The sequence below is a fragment of the Shinella sp. genome (assembly GCF_049651085.1).
Taxonomy (GTDB): domain Bacteria; phylum Pseudomonadota; class Alphaproteobacteria; order Rhizobiales; family Rhizobiaceae; genus Shinella.
The window spans coordinates 89,974-108,478 of the sequence record NZ_JBASBL010000030.1; the positions used below are offsets into that span (position 1 = coordinate 89,974).

The following is an 18,505-nucleotide window of genomic DNA, read 5'->3' on the forward strand; positions in this document are numbered from 1 at the left end:
TCAATTTCAGGAGATGGCCTGGATCAGGCTGCTTCGTCCTGAGTTTCGTCCTCTTCGATGGACTTGCCGCGCTTCGGACCCTTGGCGAGGTTGGTCTCTACGAGACGGACAGCCTCGGTCTCCGACATCTTGTTGACGGCGGCGATTTCGCGAGCGAAACGGTCGAGAGCGGCCTCGTAGAGCTGGCGCTCGGAATAGGACTGCTCCGGCTGGTTCTCAGCGCGGAAGAGGTCGCGGACCACTTCGGCGATCGAGATCAGGTCGCCCGAATTGATCTTGGCGTCATATTCCTGCGCACGGCGCGACCACATGGTGCGCTTCACACGGGCCTTGCCCTGGACAACCTTCAGCGCGCGTTCGACGAAATCGGTCTCCGACAGTTTGCGCATGCCGATCGAAACGGCCTTGGCAACCGGCACCTTGAGACGCATCTTGTCCTTTTCGAAATCGATGACAAAAAGCTCGAGCTTCATGCCGGCGACTTCCTGCTCCTCGATGGCCACGATCTGGCCGACACCGTGAGCGGGATAGACGATCGACTCGCCGGTCTTGAAGCCCTGGCGCGTGGAAGATTTCTTCTGCTGGGTCGTCATTCTGTTCAAATACTCCCTGTTACGCTCCGGCATGAGCCGGATGGGTCCGAGGACCCAGGAAAGACGTGTGCACCTTGCGGTGCCACCACTCTGCTCCGTCCGCGATACGCAAAAAGATCCGCTTCGACGCGTTCACATTTGAGCAACCGAAGTTGCCTATGGGAGGTGAGCGACGTTGAGGGATCGTTTACTTTCGTGGTGGTGTTCGGGCATGCGAAAATGCCGCGATTTGGATCAGTATCGTGACCCTATCACAAAAAAGTGCCGAAATCAATAATTTGCTTCGCATGGGTCATCAAGCCTGCCCTATCGCCTTTCGACAGGAGCAAGCCTTTTTCCCCAAAATCCGTCAACGCGCCGTGGCGCGGTCAGTCGCCCTTGCCGGGATTGGGCGAGAAGTACAGTTCGTACTTGCCTTCCACGCCGTCCATTTCCTTGGCTTCCGGCATCGCATCGCGCTTGACCGTGACGTTCGGCCAGATCGACGCGAATTCCGTGTTCACCTGCAGCCACTTGTCGAGGCCCGGCTCGGTGTCCGGCTTGATCGCCTCGGCGGGACATTCCGGCTCGCACACGCCGCAGTCGATGCATTCGTCCGGGTGAATGACGAGAAAGTTCTCACCCTCGTAGAAGCAGTCGACGGGGCACACTTCCACACAGTCCATGTACTTGCAGCGGATGCAGTTGTCAGTCACGACATACGTCATGATTCACTCCAGAATGGTCACGAAGCGGCTGAAAATGGGTCATCCATCACCGCAAAACCCGTCATGCGATCGGCTTGCCCGGGGAGGAAAAGGCCGCGTGCGCAGGCTGTCAGGTGGGTGAGGTAAAGGCTTTGCCGGCGCTTTGCAAGCGCAATACATGCGCGTTCCGGCGTGCGGGAGGTATAGAATTCTAATCGTCGTCGTCGCCCGGAAATCCGCGCAGGCGGTCGGTTTCCCGGCGTTCCCGCTTGGTCGGGCGGCCAGTGCCTCTTTCGCGCGTCGCCTGCTCGAAAAGCGTGCGCTCCTCGCGCGGCGGCGGGGGCGGCGTCATGTCGCTGTAGAGAAGCCGTGCTTCCTCGTAGGGACCGCGGCGTTCGCCGGGCTGGAGGACCTTGACGACCATGTCGTGCCGGTCGAGCGAAAGCGTGATGACGTCTCCGGGGCGCACGCCATGCGACGGCTGGCGGACGCTCGCGCCGTTGATGCGGACATCGCCCGCTTCCACGGATTTCGCCGCCAGCGAGCGGGATTTGCGCAGCCGCGCGAAGAACAGCCATTTGTCGATGCGCTGTCGCGCCTGACCTGCCGGCTGTTCCTCGTCACGTGCCATCGGCTTACTTCTTCAGCTGCTCCTTGAGCGCTGCAAGCTTGGCGAAGGGCGAATCCGGGTCGATCGGCTTTTCCTTGCGGGGCGGCCTTGCCTCGAATTTCGCCTGCTGCGGCTTGCCGCCGCGTTCGTTGCGCTCGCCGCGATCCGGGCGATTGCCACCCTGCGGCTTTCCGTCGCGGCCCTTGCCCTGGTTGGGACGACCGCCATCACGGCGCTCGCCGCGTTCGCCGGCCGGCTGGCCGCGAGGACGACCACCTTCGCGGCGTTCACCCTGGCCCTGACGGTCGCCCTGGCGCTCGCCGCCGTGACGCTGGCCCTGGCGCTGGTTGTCGTGGCGCGAGCCCGGACGCCAGAGCAGGACGGGCTTGGCCTCGACCGGCTCAGCATCGGCAGCGACGCCTTCGGCAGCCAGCGCTTCGGCCTCTGCAGCAGGCGTCTCCACCGCAGCGGCGGCTTCGGCAGTTTCCGTGGCCGGCGCCTGTTCAGCGGCAACCGGCGCTTCGCCTTCGGCATCCGCCGCATCGGCGTCGTGCTCGTCGGCGGCTTCCGCAGTGGTTTCTGCAGCTTCCGTCGGCGCAGCGGCACTTGCACCGGCCGGGGCCTGCGCGGCGAGGAAGGCGGCAGCTTCTTCCGCCTTCACGCTGTCGGCGCGATAGCCGAGACCCTTGAGGATCTCTTCCATGTCGTCCGGCGTCGCGCCGAGGATGGAGAGCATGGCGGTCGTCGCCACGAAGCGGCGGCCGTCATAGGCGCCGTCGGGACGCGGCGTGCCCGGCTTCCACTGGAGCAGCGGACGAATGAGATCGGCCAGCCGCTCGAGAATGTCGATACGCACGGCGCGCTTGCCGAGGAAACGGAAGCCGGCAAGCTTGTAGAAGGCGCGCTCGAAGCTCGGATCGGTGACGACCGAGGTGCGGCCGGCGGCAAGCGCCGGAATGAGATCGCCGTAGCCGGGCTTGTCGAGGCCGTCGTTCTTCAGCGCCCAGAGCAGGGTGATGAGTTCGGCCGGAGCAGGCTTCAGCAGCGCCGGCATGAAGATGTGATAGGCGCCGAAGCGGATGCCGTGCTTGCGCATGGAGGCGCGAGCGTCCTGATCGAGGGTCTTCACATCGTCCGCGACGTCGCGGCGGAACAGCACGCCGAGACTTTCGACGAGCTGGAAGGCCAGGCCCTTGGCAAGGCCCTGGAGATCTTCCGCGCGGGAAAGGTCGTCGAGCGGCTTCAGCACGGTCGCGATATGATGGTTCACGAAACGCTCGATGCGGGCGGCGACGTGATCGCGCGCATTGCCGACCAGCTGCTCGTCGGAGAGCAGGATGACGCGCGGGCGCATGATGTGATCGCTGGCGGTCAGGCGCGCAACGGGATCGCCGAGCCAGCGCACCGTGCCGTCCGAGCCGAGCGCGAGATCGGCATTGCCGGCGGCATGCAGACGTGCGGCACGGGCCTCGAACTCGAGCGCAAGCGCCTTCTGCGCAGCCGCCTGCACGGCCTTCGCATCCGGGCCTTCCGTTCCGGGGACGAGGGTGAACCGGAAACCGGCCAACTGCCCGACATGATGTCCTTCTACGAAGACATCACCATTCACACTGATTTCAGCTTCCAGCATCGCATTCTCTCTCAGGCGCTTCATGAGCACAGATGTCCTGCGATCAACAAAGCGTTTCGTCAACCGTTCATGTAGCGCATCGGACAATCGGTCTTCGATTTCCCGCGTCTTTTCCTGCCAGTGTGTCGGATCGGCAAGCCATCCCGGCCGATTCGATACATAGGTCCATGTTCTTATCTGCGCGATTCGCGCCGAAAGCGTGTCGATTTCACCGTCGGTCCGATCAGCGCGGCGAACCTGGTCCGCCATGAAGTCTTCATTAACCGTGCCGCGTTTTACGCGATCTGCGTAGATTGTCGAGATCAGATCGGCGTGCTGGGCCGGCGCGATGCGGCGGTAGTCGGGAAGCGCGCAGACTTCCCAGAGCTTTTCGACCCGTTCCGGGCTCGTCGCAAGGTCGCGGACGTCGGGATAGCGCGACAGATGTTCCAGCGCCTGCTGGTCGACGGCCGGCAGCGCGCGCGTCAGCCCACCGATCGGCGGCGGGGCGTCGAGCGACTGGCGCAGGCTCGCCAGCGAGGAATAGTCGAAGCGGGTGGTGCGCCATTGCAGCATGCGGACGGGATCGAACTGGTGGGTCTCGATGCGCTTGACCAGCTCGTCGTCGAACGGATCGACGCGGCCCGTCACGCCGAAGGTGCCGTCGCGCAGGTGCCGGCCGGCGCGGCCGGCGATCTGGGCGAGTTCGGCGGGGTTCAGGTTGCGGAACTGATAGCCGTCGAATTTGCGGTCCTGCGCGAAGGCGACATGGTCGACATCGAGATTGAGGCCCATGCCGATCGCATCGGTGGCGACGAGATATTCGACATCGCCTTCCTGATAGAGCGCAACCTGCGCATTGCGGGTGCGCGGTGAGAGCGCGCCGAGCACGACGGCCGCCCCGCCGCGCTGGCGGCGGATCAGTTCGGCGATCGCATAGACCTCGTCGGCCGAGAAGGCGACGATGGCGGTGCGCTGTGGCAGGCGGGTGATCTTCTTGGAACCCGAATAGAACAGCTGGGAGAGGCGCGGGCGCTCGATGACGTGGATGCCGGGCAGGAGCTGCTCGAGGATCGGCTTCATGGTGGCCGCGCCGAGCAGCAGCGTCTCGTCGCGACCCCTCAGATGCAGCACGCGATCAGTGAAGATATGGCCGCGCTCGAGATCGCCGGCCAACTGCACCTCGTCGATCGCGACGAAGGAGGCGCGCGTCTCGCGCGGCATGGCCTCGACGGTGCAGACCGAGTAGCGCGCCATGTGCGGCGTGATCTTCTCCTCGCCGGTGACGAGGGCGACATTGTGCTGGCCGACCTTGTCGACGAGACGCCCATAGACCTCGCGCGCCAGCAGGCGCAGAGGCAGGCCGATAACGCCCGTCTCATGTGCCACCATGCGTTCGATTGCGTAGTGGGTCTTGCCCGTGTTGGTCGGGCCGAGCACCGCGGTGACCCCGCGGCCGCTCAAGATCATGGGTGCTTGCGACAAGACACGCCCCGGCAGGTTTCAATTTCGGCCGGAAGCACTCCCGGCAGGCCACAGATGCCCATCGGGGCGGGGAATGGCAAGGGGGAAGGCGAAATCTACCACTTTTCCGGGTCTTTCGCCGGCTCATGGAACAGGGACGGAACGAAACGGCGACGAATCGCTGACTCAGCCGGATTCAGGGTTTGTTCACCGCAAGGGATTGACCGGATTCGCGCCTGCACCACGAAATGTTGAATCGGATCAGACACTAGGTCAGCATTTGACTACGGGCGGCTGGCAGGCCCTGCAACGGCGCAGGCAGCCCAGTGAATCCGAGCAGTCCCACGGCGGGGATCACCTTGCGGACCTCGGGTCAAACCGGATGATCGCGCACATCCGCGCTGTCCCAGCTGTTGCCCGAATCGTACAGCGGGAAGACCTCTTCGGTGAGGTAGGGGCCGCCGCCGACCGATTCCTTGGAGGACATCAGCACGAAACGGTTCACCGTGAAGGGTGCGGTGTGAAAATTGCCGCGGCCGGTGAGGTAGCGCGCAACATCCTCGGGGCGGGCATTGCGCAGGCGGGCGAGCGTGACATGCGGGGTGAACTTGCGCGGGTCGGCGGCAAGGCCGAGGCGCTGGCAGATGCGCTCGATTTCTGCCTGGAGGGCGTACATTTCGGGGCTCTGCGTGACACCGGCATAGATCGAATGGGGCTTCTTCGAACCGAAGGACCCGATGCCGGATAGCGCGAGCTGGAATTCCGGGCGCTCGATGCGGTCGAGCTTGTCGACCACCTCGTCGGCAGTGCGCCCGTCGATATCACCGATGAAGCGCAAGGTAATGTGGAAGTTCTCGACATCGATCCAGCGAGCTCCGGGAAGTCCGCCTCTCAACAATGAGAGGCTCATCGCCGCATTTCGCGGCACTTCGAGGGCAACGAAAAGTCTCGGCATGGCGACTTCTCCCTACTGGAATGTAACGCCAGCGAATCACGCAAACGCCTTTTGTGCAACCCCTATTTTGCGCCCGCGAGAACTACTCCCCCGCCGATATCGACTTGAGGAAGGCTTCCGCCGTCGGAAGGATCGACTGCACCATGACGTCGACGCCTTGCGGGTTGGGATGCATACCGTCGTCGAGCTGGAGGTTCGCCTTCGTCACCACCCCTTCGAGGAAAAACGGGTAAAGTGACACATTGTGCTTGTCGGCAAGGCGCTGGTAGATGCCGTTGAAGCGTTCGGCATAGTCAGCGCCCATGTTCGGCGGGGCGAGCATGCCGGCAAGCAGCACCGGGATGCCGCGCGCCTTGAGGCGGGTCAGCATGGCGTCGAGGTTCTTTTCGCTCTCTTCCGGGGCAATGCCGCGCAGCGCATCATTGGCGCCAAGCTCGAGGATCACGCCCTGCGTTCCGTCCGGGATCGACCAGTCGAGGCGAGAAAGGCCGCCGGATGTGGTATCGCCGGAGACGCCCGCATTGGCGATCTCGACCGCGTAGCCTTTCGCCCGAAGCGCCGCCTCCAGCTTCACCGGAAAGGCGTCCGTGGCGGGAAGCTGATAGCCTGCCATCAGGCTGTCGCCGAAGCCGACGAGCTTGACGGGCTCGGCCCGCGCGATGCCGGTGGATAACAAAGCTGTGATCGCAAGTGAGGCGAAAAACCCAACGGTCGCTTTAAACGACATATAGCTATTCCTAGATTGCTGACATTCCAGTTGTTCCAGATACATATAGGGCAGAATTCCTTGGCCAAAACCATCATCGATCTGAAAAAAGCCGATCTCACCCTCGGCCAGGCGGCCGCCTCCGTTCACGTGCTGAAGGGGATCGACCTTGCGATCGATGCGGGCGAATCGGTTGGCATCGTCGGTCCGTCCGGTTCCGGCAAGTCGACGCTGCTGATGGTGCTTGCCGGCCTCGAACGGCTGGACAGCGGCGAGATCCATATCGACGGCGCAGGCCTGCACGCGATGAACGAGGACCAGGTGGCGGATTTCCGCGGCCGCAATATCGGCATCGTCTTCCAGTCCTTCCACCTCATCCCCAACATGACCGCGCTGGAAAACGTTGCGGTGCCGCTGGAGCTTGCCAATGTGCGCGACGCCTTCGAGATCGCGCGGCGCGAACTGACGGCCGTCGGGCTCGGCGAGCGCCTGTCTCACTATCCCGGCCAGCTTTCGGGCGGCGAGCAGCAGCGCGTGGCGATCGCCCGGGCGCTTGCCCCTTCGCCGAAACTGCTGATCGCCGACGAGCCCACCGGCAATCTCGACACCGAGACCGGCCGGCAGATCGCCGACCTGCTCTTTTCCAAGCAGGCCGAGCGCGGCACGACGCTGGTGCTGGTGACGCACGACCCGTCGCTTGCCGCCCGCTGCGGCCGGCAGGTCGCCATGCGCTCCGGCGAGATCGTTTCGGGGGCCGCGCCCATCCGGGCTTCGGCCGCAGCGGTGCCGGCATGAGGATTGGTTCAATTCTCCGGCAGGTGCCGCTCGCCCTCAGGCTGGCGCTGCGCGAGATGCGCGGCGGCCTGAAGGGCTTCTACATCTTCCTCGCCTGCATCGCGCTCGGCACGGCGGCGATTGCCGGCGTCAATTCGGTATCGAGCGCCATAACCCAGGCCATCGCCTCGCAAGGGCAGTCGCTGCTGGCCGGCGACGCGCGCTTCGAGTTCAGGAACCGCCTGGCGACGCCGGAGGAACTGAAGCATTTCCAGGGGCTTGGCGATGTGTCGCTGTCGACGGGCCTGCGCTCCATGGTGCGCCTGCCGGATGGATCCGACCAGACATTGGTCGAGGCCAAGGGCGTCGACGGCGCCTATCCGCTCTACGGCGCGCTTGAGGCCGAACCGAACAAGCCGGCCCCTGACCTTTTTGCGCGGCAGGGCGATGCCTATGGCGCCGTGGTCGCGCCGCTGCTGCTCGACCGGCTCGGCGTTGCCATCGGCGACGAGATCCTGCTCGGCACGGCAAAACTCACGATCGTGGCAACGCTGGTGCGCGAACCCGACGCCGTTTCCGAAGGCTTCGGCTTCGCACCGCGGCTGATGGTGTCGCAAGAGGCTCTGCAGGCCAGCGGCCTCGTGCAGACCGGCAGCCTCGTGGAAAACTCCTACCGCATTCGCCTCGCCGATCCCGGCACGTCGTTCGCCACGTTGCGGGCCGAGGCCAACAAGGCCTTCCCGACGGCCGGCTGGTCGATCCGCACCTCCGACAGCGCCGCACCGTCGCTGACCGCCAACATCACGCGCTTCTCGCAGTTCCTGACGCTCGTCGGCCTGACGGCGCTGATCGTGGGCGGCGTCGGCGTGGCGAATGCCGTGCGCGCCTATCTCGATTCCAAGCGTTCGGTGATCGCGACGTTCAAATGCCTCGGCGCGCCCGCCTCGCTGGTGGCGCTGGTCTATCTCATGCAGATCGCGCTGATCGCTTCGGTCGGCATCCTGATCGGCCTAGTCGCCGGTGCGCTGATGCCGATGGTGGCCATGCAGTTCCTCGGCGGCGTGCTGCCGGTGCCGGCGGAAGCCGCGCTCTATCCCTCCTCCCTGCTGCTCGCTGCGGTTTTCGGCCTTCTGACGGCGCTCGCCTTCGCGGTCCTGCCGCTCGGCCATGCCCGCGAAGTGCCGGCGACGGCGCTTTTCCGCGAACAGGGTTTCGATGCCGGACGCCTGCCGAGCTGGCCCTATGTGCTGGGCGCGGCCGTCTTTCTCGCGGCACTCGCGGGGCTCGCGATCTTCACGGCCTATGATCGCTATATCGCCGTCGTCTTCCTTGGCGCGATCGCCTTCGCCTTCGTCGTGCTGCGGGTCGTCGCCATGCTGATCACGGCGCTGGCCAGGCGCAGCCCGCGGGTGAATTCGCCGGCGCTGCGGCTGGCGGTCGGCAATATCCACCGGCCGGGAGCGCTGACCTCCTCCGTCGTGCTCTCGCTCGGCCTTGGCCTTGCGCTGCTCGTCACGCTGACGCTGATCGACGGGAACCTGCGGCGCGAACTTACCGGCAACCTGCCGGAGCGGGCGCCAAACTTCTTCTTCGTCGATATCCAGAGCAACGAAGTGGAAGGCTTCCGCACCGTGCTCTCGGCAAACATGCCGGAGGGCAAGATCATCGAGGTGCCCATGCTGCGCGGCCGGGTGATGGAGCTGAACGGCGTGGAGGTCGGCAAGGTCAAGGTGCCGCCGGAAGGGCAATGGGTGCTGCGCGGCGACCGTGGCATCACCTATGCCAAGCGCGTGCCGGAGAATTCGACCCTGTCGGCCGGCGAATGGTGGCCGGAAGATTATAGCGGCGAGCCGCTCGTCTCCTTCTCGACGGAAGAGGGCCGCGAACTCGGCCTCAAGCTCGGCGACACGGTGACGGTCAACGTGCTCGGGCGCAACATCACCGCCCGCATCGCCAATTTCCGCAACGTCGAGTGGGAATCCCTGTCGATCAACTTCGTCATGGTCTTCTCGCCGAACACCTTTGCCGGCGCGCCGCATGCCTGGCTGGCCACCGTCATCGACCCGTCGGCAACGGCAGTCGAGGAGGCGGCGGCCTTGAAGGCCATCACCAATGCCTATCCGACCGTCACCAGCGTGCGGGTCAAGGATGCGCTCGACGTGGTCAACGAGCTGGTCGGCCAGTTAGCAACGGCGATCCGCGCGGCGGCGGCCGTCGCGCTCATCGCCTCGATCCTCGTGCTTGCCGGCGCGCTTGCCGCAGGCAACCGGGCGCGCGTGCACGATGCCGTCGTCCTGAAGACGCTCGGGGCGACGCGCACGACGCTGATCCGCGCCTTCAGCTACGAGTATATGATGCTGGGGCTGGCGACGGCGGTTTTCGCGCTGTTTGCCGGCGGGGTGGCCGCGTGGTTCGTGGTCAGCCGCATCATGAAACTCCCGTCGAGCTTCCTGCCGGATGTGGCAGTGACGACCGTGGTGATTGCGCTCGTCCTGACCGTCGGCATGGGCCTTGCCGGCACCTGGCGCATTCTGGGGCAGAAGGCGGCGCCGGTCCTGCGCGAGCTATGAAATCGGCACGGCCCGCGTCCCCCGCAGGGGGTGCGGGTCTTGTGCGAGACACAATTCATGCGCATATTTATGGGCAGGCAAGCTGGAGCCCCGCAGCGGCTGCCTGGATCCCGCAAGCGCTTCAAACGACCGGAGCGAACAGGCGGGAGCCCGACACCGTAAATTCTTGGGGCTTTACGAGAGGAAAACATGGCAGATCTCCGCAACTACCAGACCCGAACGGCCAATACCGGCGCTCAGGCCGGTGCCGTCATCGACGAGGGCCTGCGCGCTTATATGCTCCGGGTCTACAACCTGATGGCTCTGGGCCTCGCGATCACGGGTGTCGTCGCTTATTTCGCCTCGCAGGCCGCCTTCGCAGACGGCCAGCTGACCGGCTTCGGCCAGGCGATCTATGTCAGCCCGCTCAAGTGGGTCGTCATGCTCGCCCCGCTCGCGCTGGTCTTCTTCCTGAGCTTCCGCATCCACACGATGAGCGTTTCCACCGCGCAGGCGACCTTCTGGGTCTATGCCGGCCTGATGGGCCTGTCGCTGTCGTCGATCTTCCTCGTCTATACGGGTGCCAGCATCGCGCAGACCTTCTTCGTCTCCGCCGCCGCCTTCGGCGCGCTGTCGCTGTTCGGCTACACGACGAAGCGTGACCTCTCCGCGATGGGCTCGTTCCTGATCATGGGCCTCTTCGGCCTGATCATCGCCTCGCTCGTCAACCTGTTCCTGCAGTCCTCGGCGCTCGACTTCGCGATCTCCGCGATCGGCGTTCTGGTCTTCGCCGGCCTGACGGCGTGGGACACGCAGAAGATCAAGGAAATGTACTTCGACGCCGACGACACTGCCGTCGCCGGCCGCAAGGCCATCATGGGCGCGCTGACGCTCTACCTCGACTTCATCAACCTGTTCCTGTTCCTGCTGCGCTTCCTCGGCAACCGCGAGTAACGCAAGCAGCCGGATGGCTGATACGGACCCCGCCGGAAACGGCGGGGTCAAGCTATTGAGAACCGCCGTTTCCCCGGCGGTTTTTTTGTGGATTTCATTCAGGTGCGGCAGCCATCCCGCCTGATTTCATCCGGTTACCAGCCAGCCTGAAACCTAATTTTTTCTTGGAACTTTTTGACGCGGCTATCGTTGTTAGGCCCGAGGACGACCGGCTTCGGGCGGCCGCGGGTGTGGCGTAGCCACTTTATCGTCGCGAAATCACTTTCGAATGAACCCATCGGTCTCCATGAAACGTCATCGTTAAGCAGGGCGCAGGGCACTTTCCTGCGTCGGTTCGGTTCACGTGGAGAGACCGCCATGGCTACGACGACCGCAGACCGCCGTATGATCAAGCTCGCAATGTCCGCCCCCTATCTCGAACGCGCCGAGGAACAGGCGCTCGCCTATGCCTGGAAGGACAACAAGGATCAGGAAGCCCGCAACCGTATCGCCATGGCGCATATGCGCCTCGTCATCTCGATGGCCGGTAAATTCCGCAACTTCGGTCTGCCGCTGAGCGACCTGGTGCAGGAGGGCTATATCGGCCTTCTGGAGGCCGCCGCCCGTTTCGAACCGGAGCGGCAGGTGCGCTTCTCCACCTATGCCAGCTGGTGGATCCGTGCCTCGATCCAGGACTATGTGCTGCGCAACTGGTCGATCGTGCGCGGCGGCACCAGCTCGGCGCAGAAGGCACTGTTCTTCAATCTCCGGCGCCTGCGCGCGCGGCTGGCGCGCGGCGACACCTACCTCACCAGCGAAGCCATGCACCAGGAGATCGCCGCAGCGATCGGCGTTTCGACCGCTGACGTGCGCACCATGGACGCCCGCCTCTCAGCCTCCGACATTTCCCTCCAGGCACCGATTTCCTCCACCGAGGGCGAAGGTGCCAACCGGCTGGATTTCCTCACCAGCGACGAACCGCTTCCCGACGAGCAGGCGGAAGGCAGTATCGACGGCGAGCGCCGCCATTGCTGGCTGCAATCCGCCCTCGGTCAGCTCAATGAGCGGGAAATGAAGATCATTCGCGCCCGCCGCCTCGCTGAAAACGGCGCGACGCTCGAGGAGCTGGGGGCGATGCTCGGCATTTCCAAGGAGCGCGTCCGCCAGATCGAAAACCGGGCGCTGGAAAAGCTCAAGACCGTGCTGATCGGCATGACGACGGATTTCGCCTACGCGTGAGGGCGCGCCTCAAGCGATAAAGCGTTCCGGGCGATACGGCCCGATATTGAGGACCGTGCGCTCGCCCAGCATTTTCTCCGCCAGAACCCGGCCGGTAACGGGGCCGAGCGTCATGCCGTGATGGGCGTGGCCGAAGGCGAACCACAGGCCGGCATGACGCGGCGCCTTGCCGATCACCGGCATCATGTCCGGCGTGCAGGGGCGTGCGCCCATCCACGGCTCCTCGTCGCGCCTTTCGGCAAGCGGGAAGAATTCGCGCGCCACCTTTTCGGCGCGGCGCAGCTGGACGGGCGTCTTGCGCGCATCGCGCTCGGCGAATTCCGCCCCGGTGGTCAGGCGAATGCCGCGCGCCATCGGCGCGAGAAAATAGCCGCGTTCGGCATCGAGCACCCAGTTGTTGAGTTTCGCGCCCTCCTGCGTACCGTAATGCATGTGGTAGCCGCGCTTGACGGCGAGCGGGAAGCGGTAGCCGAGCTTGCGCGTCACCGTATCCGCCCAGGGGCCGAGCGCCACGACGACATCCCGGGATTCGAGCGGGCCTTCCGGCGTCGCGACGCGCCAGCCCTCCCCTTCCAGCACATGCTCGATGGTCGCCGCGTCACCCGATTTCAGCTGGCCGCCGAGCGACTGGAAATAGGCAAGGTAGCGCTTCAGCAGGCTTTGCGGATCGACAATCGTCCAGGGATCGGTCCAGCGCAGGCCCCCGGTCAGGTCCGCGCGAATGTCCGGCTCTGCCGCCGCCATCTCGGCCGCTGTCAGTTTCTGGTGACTGATACCGAAATTGGCGGAAAGTTGTTCGGCATCCGCATAGGCCGCATCGCGCTCCTTCTCCGAGCGGAAAACCTTCATCCAGCCATCCTTGCGGACAAGGTCTTCGGCACCGGAGGCCGCGATCAGATCCGCATGCTCGGTGATCGAATGCTCGATCAGCGGCGCATAGAGATGGGCGATGCTCTGGTGCCGGCGAAAGCCGGAATGCCACCAATAGCGCGCAAGGAACGGGATGATGCCGGGGATCGCCGACAGATGGTAATGCGCATCGATCGTGTTGTTCAGCGCATAGCGGAACAGCGCACCGAAATCATGCGGGAAACCATAGGGGAAAACGCCTTCGCGCTGGATGAGACCGGCATTGCCGTAGGAGGTCTCTTCCGCCGCGCCGCGACGGTCGACAAGCACCACCGATTTGCCGCGCCGCGCCAGATGGATCGCCGTCGAAATACCGACCACGCCGGCGCCTAGAACAATGACATCCGTCTTCATCTGTCCGCCTCAATGAAAGACCCGGCCGGCACGCCTATTGCCCGGCGAGCCTGAGCAGATTTTCGATCGCCGACCGCTCGAAGCCGCCGATGCCTTCCGAAATGTCGGCCTTGATCGCCACCGCCACGGCGTCCTCGTCGCGCTTGCGCAGCGCCTCGATCGCCTCCTGGTGACGGTCGACGAAATAGAGCTGGGCGACATGCTCCATGGCAATGCCGAGGAAGGGACCAAGCTGCAGCCAGACGCTCTCCACCATCGGCATGATCACCTGATCGGGATTGGCCGTGTAGAGCGTGCGATGGAACTCCTGGTTCAATAGCAGGGCGGTTGCCTTGTCCTTGCGGGTGATCGCTTCGTCCTGCGCGCTGTCGATCTCGGCGAGCCGGTCGATGCGCCGCTCGGTGATATGCGGCACGGCGCGTCGGGCGGCATGCTGTTCGAGCATCGCACGCAGCGAGATGAGTTCGCTGAAGCGGTCCGCCGTCATGCGCGGCACCATGATGCGGCGATTGTCGAGCACCCGCAGCGCACCTTCGGAAGAGAGCCGCCGCAGCGCCTCGCGCACGGGCGTCGGGCTGCTCTCCATCGCTTCGGCAATACCACGGATCGTCAGGGATTCCCCGGGACGGATCGAGCCCACCATGATCGCCTGGCGCAGGCGTCGATGCGCATATTCATGCGTCGTCATGCCTTCCGGCCGCTCCAGCGGTTCCAGCGCCAAATTGCCCAATCGATCCCTCCTGTGACAGGATAGCGGGTGCAAACCTACCCTTTGTGACAGGTTCTAGCAGCTTGACCCACGACAAGAAAGTGTGCATATTTTCAAAATGTGATCACAAAAATAATTATGTGATACGGAAAGGACCATACAGTGAGCGACGATTCCAACTGGCTTATCAATGCCGATGGCGTGGAGAGCATACAGGCCGTCGTCTGCGACCTGAATGGCATTCTGCGCGGCAAGCGCGTTCCCGTCGGACAGGCGGAAAAAGTTCTGAAGGGCGGCATCCGCATGCCGCTTTCCATCGTCGGCGTCGACGTCTGGGGCGAGGATATCGTCGGCTCCAGCCACATTTTCGCGAGCGGCGACATGGACGGCATCTGCGCGGCGACCGGCCGTGGCGCGCTGCCCGTCAACTGGACGCTGAAGCCCTCCGCCGTCGTACCGCTCTGGCTGTTCAAGGAGGACGGCGAGCCCTATCTGGCCGACCCGCGGCAGGCGCTCGCCCATATCGTGCGGCAGTATCATGACCTGGGCCTGCGCCCCGTCGTCGCCTCGGAAATGGAATTCTACCTGATCGACGCCGAACCGGACCATGCCGAGCCGCCGATCTCGCCCTATACCGGCAAGCGCCTCGATTCCGACGCCATCCTGTCGATCGACGAACTCGACGATTTCGGCGAATTCTTCTCCGACGTCTATGCGGCATGCGAGCGGCAGAACGTGCCGGCGGATTCGGCCGTGGCGGAAAACGGCATCGGCCAGTTCGAAGTCAACCTGATGCATTCCGACGACCCGCTGAAGGCGGCCGACGACGCGCTGTTCTTCAAGCGCATCATCAAGGGCGTCGCGCGCAAGCACGGCTTTGCCGCCACCTTCATGGCAAAGCCCTACGGCATGCGTTCGGGCAGCGGCATGCACATGCATTTCAGCGTGATCGACGAAGACGGCAACAATGTCTTCGACGACGGCACGGCGGAAGGCTCGGCCATCATGAAAAACGCCGTCGCGGGCCTGACGCGCGGCATGGCCGAATCGACCCTGCTCTTTGCCCCGCACTACAATTCCTACCGGCGCCTGCGCCCCGATACGCACGCCCCGACCTCGATCTCTTGGGGCTACGAGAACCGCACGGCGGCGATCCGCATTCCCGGCGGCAACCACAAGGCGCGCCGCATCGAGCATCGCGTCGCCGGTGCCGACGCCAACCCGTACCTCGTCATGGCCGCCATTCTCGGCGCCGCCCTCGTCGGCATCCGCAACAAGTGGGAGCCACCAGCGCCTGTCTCGGGCAGAGCCTATATCTCGCAGCTGCCGCGCATTCCCTCGGAATGGGGCTCGGCGGTCACCGCCTTCGAGAACGGCTCGATCGTCTCGGAAATCTTCGACCAGGACCTCCGCTCCATGCTGATCGCCTGCAAGCGGCAGGAAATCGCCGGTTTCGCCGAACAGGTGACCGACTTCGAGTTCAGCGCCTATCTGGAAATCGTCTGATGGCCAACAACCAGTCCTATGCCGGCAACGGTGCCTATCCCGACAGCTACTATGCCGCCTCCCGCAACATCGTCCGCACGCCGAAGGTTCTCGAAGGCGCGGTGACCGCCGATGTCGCCGTGCTCGGCGCGGGCTATTCGGGCCTGTCGACCGCCATCCACCTTGCCGAAAAGGGCTACAAGGTGGTGATGGTCGAAGGCGCGGGCATCGGCTGGGGCGCGTCCGGCCGCAATGGCGGCCAGGTCGTCAACGGCCTCAATGCCAGCCTCGACACGATCAAGCGCCGCTATGGAGACCAGGCCGGCGCCTTTGTCGGCGGCCTCGTGCAGGAGGGCGGCAAGATCATCCGCCGCCTCGTCTCCCAGTACCAGATCGACTGCGACCTGAAGGACGGCAGCATCTACTCCGCCTATACGCCCGCCCACATGAAGGAGCTGGAGCACAAGAAGGCGCTGTGGAAGAGCTACGGCATGGACGACCACCAGATGCTCGACAAGGCGGCGATGCAGAAGCTGGTCAATACCGACGCCTATATCGGCGGCATGCTCGATACGACCGGCGGCCACATGCATCCGCTCAACCTCACCCTCGGCGAGGCCAAGGCGCTGGAATCGCTCGGCGGCGTGATCTACGAACAGTCGCCCGTCATCCGCGTCGAACACGAAGCCGAAAAGCCGGTGATCCACACGGCGAAGGGCAGCGTCACGGCCAATGCCGCCGTGTTGTGCGGCAATGCCTATCTCGGCCATGTCGTGCCGAAGCTCGTCTCGCGCGTCATGCCGGTCTCCACCCAGATGGTCGCGACCGAACCGCTCGGCGAACGCGCCGATGCACTGATTCCGAGCGACATGTGCGTCGAGGACGTGCGTTACATCCTCGACTACTTCCGCCTGTCGGCCGACAAGCGCATGATCTTCGGCGGCGGCACCGTCTATGGCGGCACCGACCCGGCGGACGTCCGCGCAAAGATCCGCCCGAACCTCGAAAAGGTCTTCCCCTCGCTCAAGGGCGTGAAGATCGACTACGCCTGGAGCGGCAATTTCGCCCTCTCCTTCTCGCGCGTGCCGCAGATGGGCAAGATCGGCAGGAACACCTATTTCGCCCACGGCTATAGTGGCCACGGCGTCACCGGTTCGCATCTCTTCGGCCGCATCCTCAGCGAGGCGATCGACGGCGACCTGTCGCGTTTCAGCCAGTTCGAGAAACTGCCCTGGATCCCCTTCCCGGGCGGGCGCATGTTCCGCGCCCAGTATTCCACCGTCGGCTCCTGGTGGTACCAGTTCAAGGACGCCTTCGGCCTCTGAAGGCTCCCGCGCGAACTGCTTCACCATGCATTGTGGGCGAAGCATTGCGCCTTGCGGCCCTCCGGCAAAAAGAAGACCCGGATGCAGGGACATCCGGGCCTGTCTGGAGGTCGGCAGCTACGGGGGATTAGCGGCAGACGCGGAACTTCTTGATGATGACATTGCCGTAGTAATCGTACGACTTCACCTTCTTGACGAAGCAGGTGGGCTGATAGTCGTAGCCGTAGTAGCCAGCCTGCGAGGGCGCAGCGAAGGAAACGGCAGCGACGACGGCGAGGGCAGCGGAAACGATGATCTTGCGCATGGGTCTCTCCTGATCGGTGGGGGATGAGCCTCTCTCATCCGGTGATCACAAGGTCGCACACCGCCCCGCCGCCCGCTGTTCCATGCGGAACAGCCCTTGCGCGCCGCCCGAAGCGGCATTATGCCTTCTTCTGCTCTAACGGGGTGCTCCGCGGGTTTCGATCCGCCGGCTGAGAGGCATTTGCCAACCCGAAGAACCTGATCCGGTTAGCACCGGCGGAGGGATTAGACGGCACATTCCAGCGCCCTATTCCCGTTTGTGACCAGACAAGGAGGCGCTGATGCGCACGGCATTTCTTTCTTCCATCGCGGCGCTCGCCGTATCGCTGGCCTTTCCCGCCTTCGCGCAGGAAAAGACGCTGACCGTCTACACCTATGAAAGCTTCGTTTCCGAATGGGGTCCGGGGCCGAAGGTCAAGGAAGCATTCGAGAAGACCTGCGGCTGCAAGGTGGAATGGGTCGGCGTTGCCGATGGCGTGGAACTCCTGACCCGCCTCAAGCTCGAGGGCGAGAGCTCCAAGGCCGACCTGGTGCTCGGTCTCGACACCAACCTCATCACGGAGGCCAAGGCGACCGGCCTGTTCGAGCCCCACGACCTTTCGCCGCAAGACCTGACGGTGCCGGGCGGTTATGCCGACGACACGTTCCTGCCCTACGACTACGGCCACTTCGCCGTCGTCTACGACAGCGAGACGCTGAAGACCCCGCCGGCGAGCCTCAAGGAACTGGTCGAGGGCGACGCTTCGCAGAAGATCGTCATCGAGGACCCGCGCACCTCGACGCCGGGCCTCGGTCTCCTGCTCTGGGTGAAGTCTGTCTACGGCGACAAGTCGGCGGAAGCCTGGGCAAAGCTCAAGGATCGCGTCCTGACGGTCACCCCCGGCTGGTCGGAAGCCTATGGCCTCTTCACCAAGGGCGAAGCGCCGATGGTGCTGTCCTACACGACCTCGCCGGCTTACCATGTGATTGCCGAGAACACCGAGCGCTACAAGGCGGCGGCCTTCTCCGAGGGGCACTATATCCAGATCGAGGTCGCCGGCCTGATGCGCACCTCCCATGACAAGGCGCTTGCCCGCCAGTTCCTCACCTTCATGACGGGACCGGATTTCCAGTCGATCATCCCGCAAACCAACTGGATGATGCCGGCGGCGAAAACCCGCGACCCGCTGCCCGCCGCCTTCGACGCGCTGGTGAAGCCGGAAAAGACCTTCCTGATGAAGTCGGACGAGGTGGCGGCAAACCGCAAGGCCTGGATCGACGAATGGCTCGGCGCCATGAGCGCCAAGTAACGGGACAGGCAGG

At 64.3% G+C, this 18,505-nt stretch carries 16 protein-coding genes and 1 riboswitch; of the genes, 7 read left to right on the top strand and 9 right to left on the bottom strand.

The window, feature by feature from the left end; all coding sequences use genetic code 11:
* Nucleotides 1-23: 23 nt before the first annotated feature.
* The 6 genes from WA950_RS21145 to WA950_RS21170 all read right to left on the bottom strand — a co-directional run bounded on the left by WA950_RS21145 (nucleotide 24) and on the right by WA950_RS21170 (nucleotide 6,644).
* A complete protein-coding gene (locus WA950_RS21145) occupies nucleotides 24-593 on the bottom strand; it encodes a CarD family transcriptional regulator (protein ID WP_424553710.1) in 570 nt (189 codons plus the stop codon).
* A gap of 368 nt (nucleotides 594-961) precedes the next feature.
* Complete coding sequence (gene fdxA / locus WA950_RS21150; RefSeq protein ID WP_424553711.1) at nucleotides 962-1,300, bottom strand: ferredoxin FdxA; 339 nt, start codon at nucleotides 1,298-1,300, stop codon at nucleotides 962-964.
* Between the two features lie 190 nt (nucleotides 1,301-1,490).
* Nucleotides 1,491-1,910, bottom strand: coding sequence for an RNA-binding S4 domain-containing protein (locus WA950_RS21155; RefSeq protein WP_424553712.1), 420 nt, complete (start codon nucleotides 1,908-1,910; stop codon nucleotides 1,491-1,493).
* Nucleotides 1,911-1,914: 4 nt separating this feature from the next.
* Nucleotides 1,915-4,968 carry a helicase-related protein gene (locus WA950_RS21160; protein ID WP_424553713.1) on the bottom strand — a complete coding sequence of 1,018 codons (3,054 nt, stop codon included), beginning with the start codon at nucleotides 4,966-4,968 and terminating at the stop codon, nucleotides 1,915-1,917.
* A gap of 367 nt (nucleotides 4,969-5,335) precedes the next feature.
* A complete protein-coding gene (gene thpR / locus WA950_RS21165; protein WP_424553714.1) occupies nucleotides 5,336-5,917 on the bottom strand; it encodes an RNA 2',3'-cyclic phosphodiesterase in 582 nt (193 codons plus the stop codon).
* A gap of 82 nt (nucleotides 5,918-5,999) precedes the next feature.
* Nucleotides 6,000-6,644, bottom strand: a complete 645-nt coding sequence (locus tag WA950_RS21170) for an arylesterase (RefSeq protein ID WP_424553715.1) — start codon at nucleotides 6,642-6,644, stop codon at nucleotides 6,000-6,002.
* 60 nt (nucleotides 6,645-6,704) lie between these two features.
* On the opposite strand from WA950_RS21170, the gene WA950_RS21175 reads away from it, so the two are divergent.
* From WA950_RS21175 to WA950_RS21190, 4 genes are all read left to right on the top strand, one after another.
* Nucleotides 6,705-7,418 (top strand): ABC transporter ATP-binding protein, encoded by a 714-nt coding sequence (locus tag WA950_RS21175; RefSeq protein WP_424553716.1) that lies wholly within the window; start codon nucleotides 6,705-6,707, stop codon nucleotides 7,416-7,418.
* Complete coding sequence (locus WA950_RS21180) at nucleotides 7,415-9,967, top strand: ABC transporter permease (RefSeq protein ID WP_424553717.1); 2,553 nt, start codon at nucleotides 7,415-7,417, stop codon at nucleotides 9,965-9,967. Before WA950_RS21175 ends, WA950_RS21180 begins: the two co-directional genes overlap by 4 nt.
* A 189-nt stretch (nucleotides 9,968-10,156) precedes the next feature.
* The gene (locus WA950_RS21185) at nucleotides 10,157-10,900 is read left to right on the top strand and encodes a Bax inhibitor-1/YccA family protein (RefSeq protein WP_424553718.1); all 744 of its coding nucleotides are present in this window, start codon (nucleotides 10,157-10,159) and stop codon (nucleotides 10,898-10,900) included.
* 357 nt (nucleotides 10,901-11,257) lie between these two features.
* Entirely contained in the window at nucleotides 11,258-12,118 is an 861-nt protein-coding gene (locus WA950_RS21190) for an RNA polymerase factor sigma-32 (RefSeq protein ID WP_424553719.1), read from the top strand.
* Nucleotides 12,119-12,127: 9 nt separating this feature from the next.
* Here WA950_RS21190 and WA950_RS21195 read toward each other — a convergent pair whose 3' ends face one another.
* Both WA950_RS21195 and WA950_RS21200 read right to left on the bottom strand, forming a co-directional pair.
* Nucleotides 12,128-13,381, bottom strand: a complete 1,254-nt coding sequence (locus tag WA950_RS21195; RefSeq protein ID WP_424553720.1) for an NAD(P)/FAD-dependent oxidoreductase — start codon at nucleotides 13,379-13,381, stop codon at nucleotides 12,128-12,130.
* A 34-nt stretch (nucleotides 13,382-13,415) separates the two neighbouring features.
* Complete coding sequence (locus tag WA950_RS21200) at nucleotides 13,416-14,069, bottom strand: GntR family transcriptional regulator (RefSeq protein ID WP_424553751.1); 654 nt, start codon at nucleotides 14,067-14,069, stop codon at nucleotides 13,416-13,418.
* A gap of 183 nt (nucleotides 14,070-14,252) precedes the next feature.
* Between WA950_RS21200 and WA950_RS21205 the strand changes: the two genes are divergently transcribed.
* Nucleotides 14,253-15,596, top strand: a complete 1,344-nt coding sequence (locus WA950_RS21205; RefSeq protein WP_424553721.1) for a glutamine synthetase family protein — start codon at nucleotides 14,253-14,255, stop codon at nucleotides 15,594-15,596.
* Entirely contained in the window at nucleotides 15,596-16,900 is a 1,305-nt protein-coding gene (locus WA950_RS21210; RefSeq protein WP_424553722.1) for an NAD(P)/FAD-dependent oxidoreductase, read from the top strand. The genes WA950_RS21205 and WA950_RS21210 overlap by 1 nt, the downstream gene beginning before the upstream one ends.
* A gap of 127 nt (nucleotides 16,901-17,027) precedes the next feature.
* Here the strand turns inward: WA950_RS21210 and WA950_RS21215 are convergent, their stop codons facing one another.
* Nucleotides 17,028-17,204 carry a hypothetical protein gene (locus WA950_RS21215; protein ID WP_424553723.1) on the bottom strand — a complete coding sequence of 59 codons (177 nt, stop codon included), beginning with the start codon at nucleotides 17,202-17,204 and terminating at the stop codon, nucleotides 17,028-17,030.
* A gap of 129 nt (nucleotides 17,205-17,333) precedes the next feature.
* Nucleotides 17,334-17,445, top strand: a riboswitch (TPP riboswitch).
* 39 nt (nucleotides 17,446-17,484) lie between these two features.
* Here WA950_RS21215 and thiB point away from each other — a divergent pair.
* Nucleotides 17,485-18,492, top strand: a complete 1,008-nt coding sequence (gene thiB / locus WA950_RS21220) for a thiamine ABC transporter substrate binding subunit (protein ID WP_424553724.1) — start codon at nucleotides 17,485-17,487, stop codon at nucleotides 18,490-18,492.
* Nucleotides 18,493-18,505: the final 13 nt, after the last annotated feature.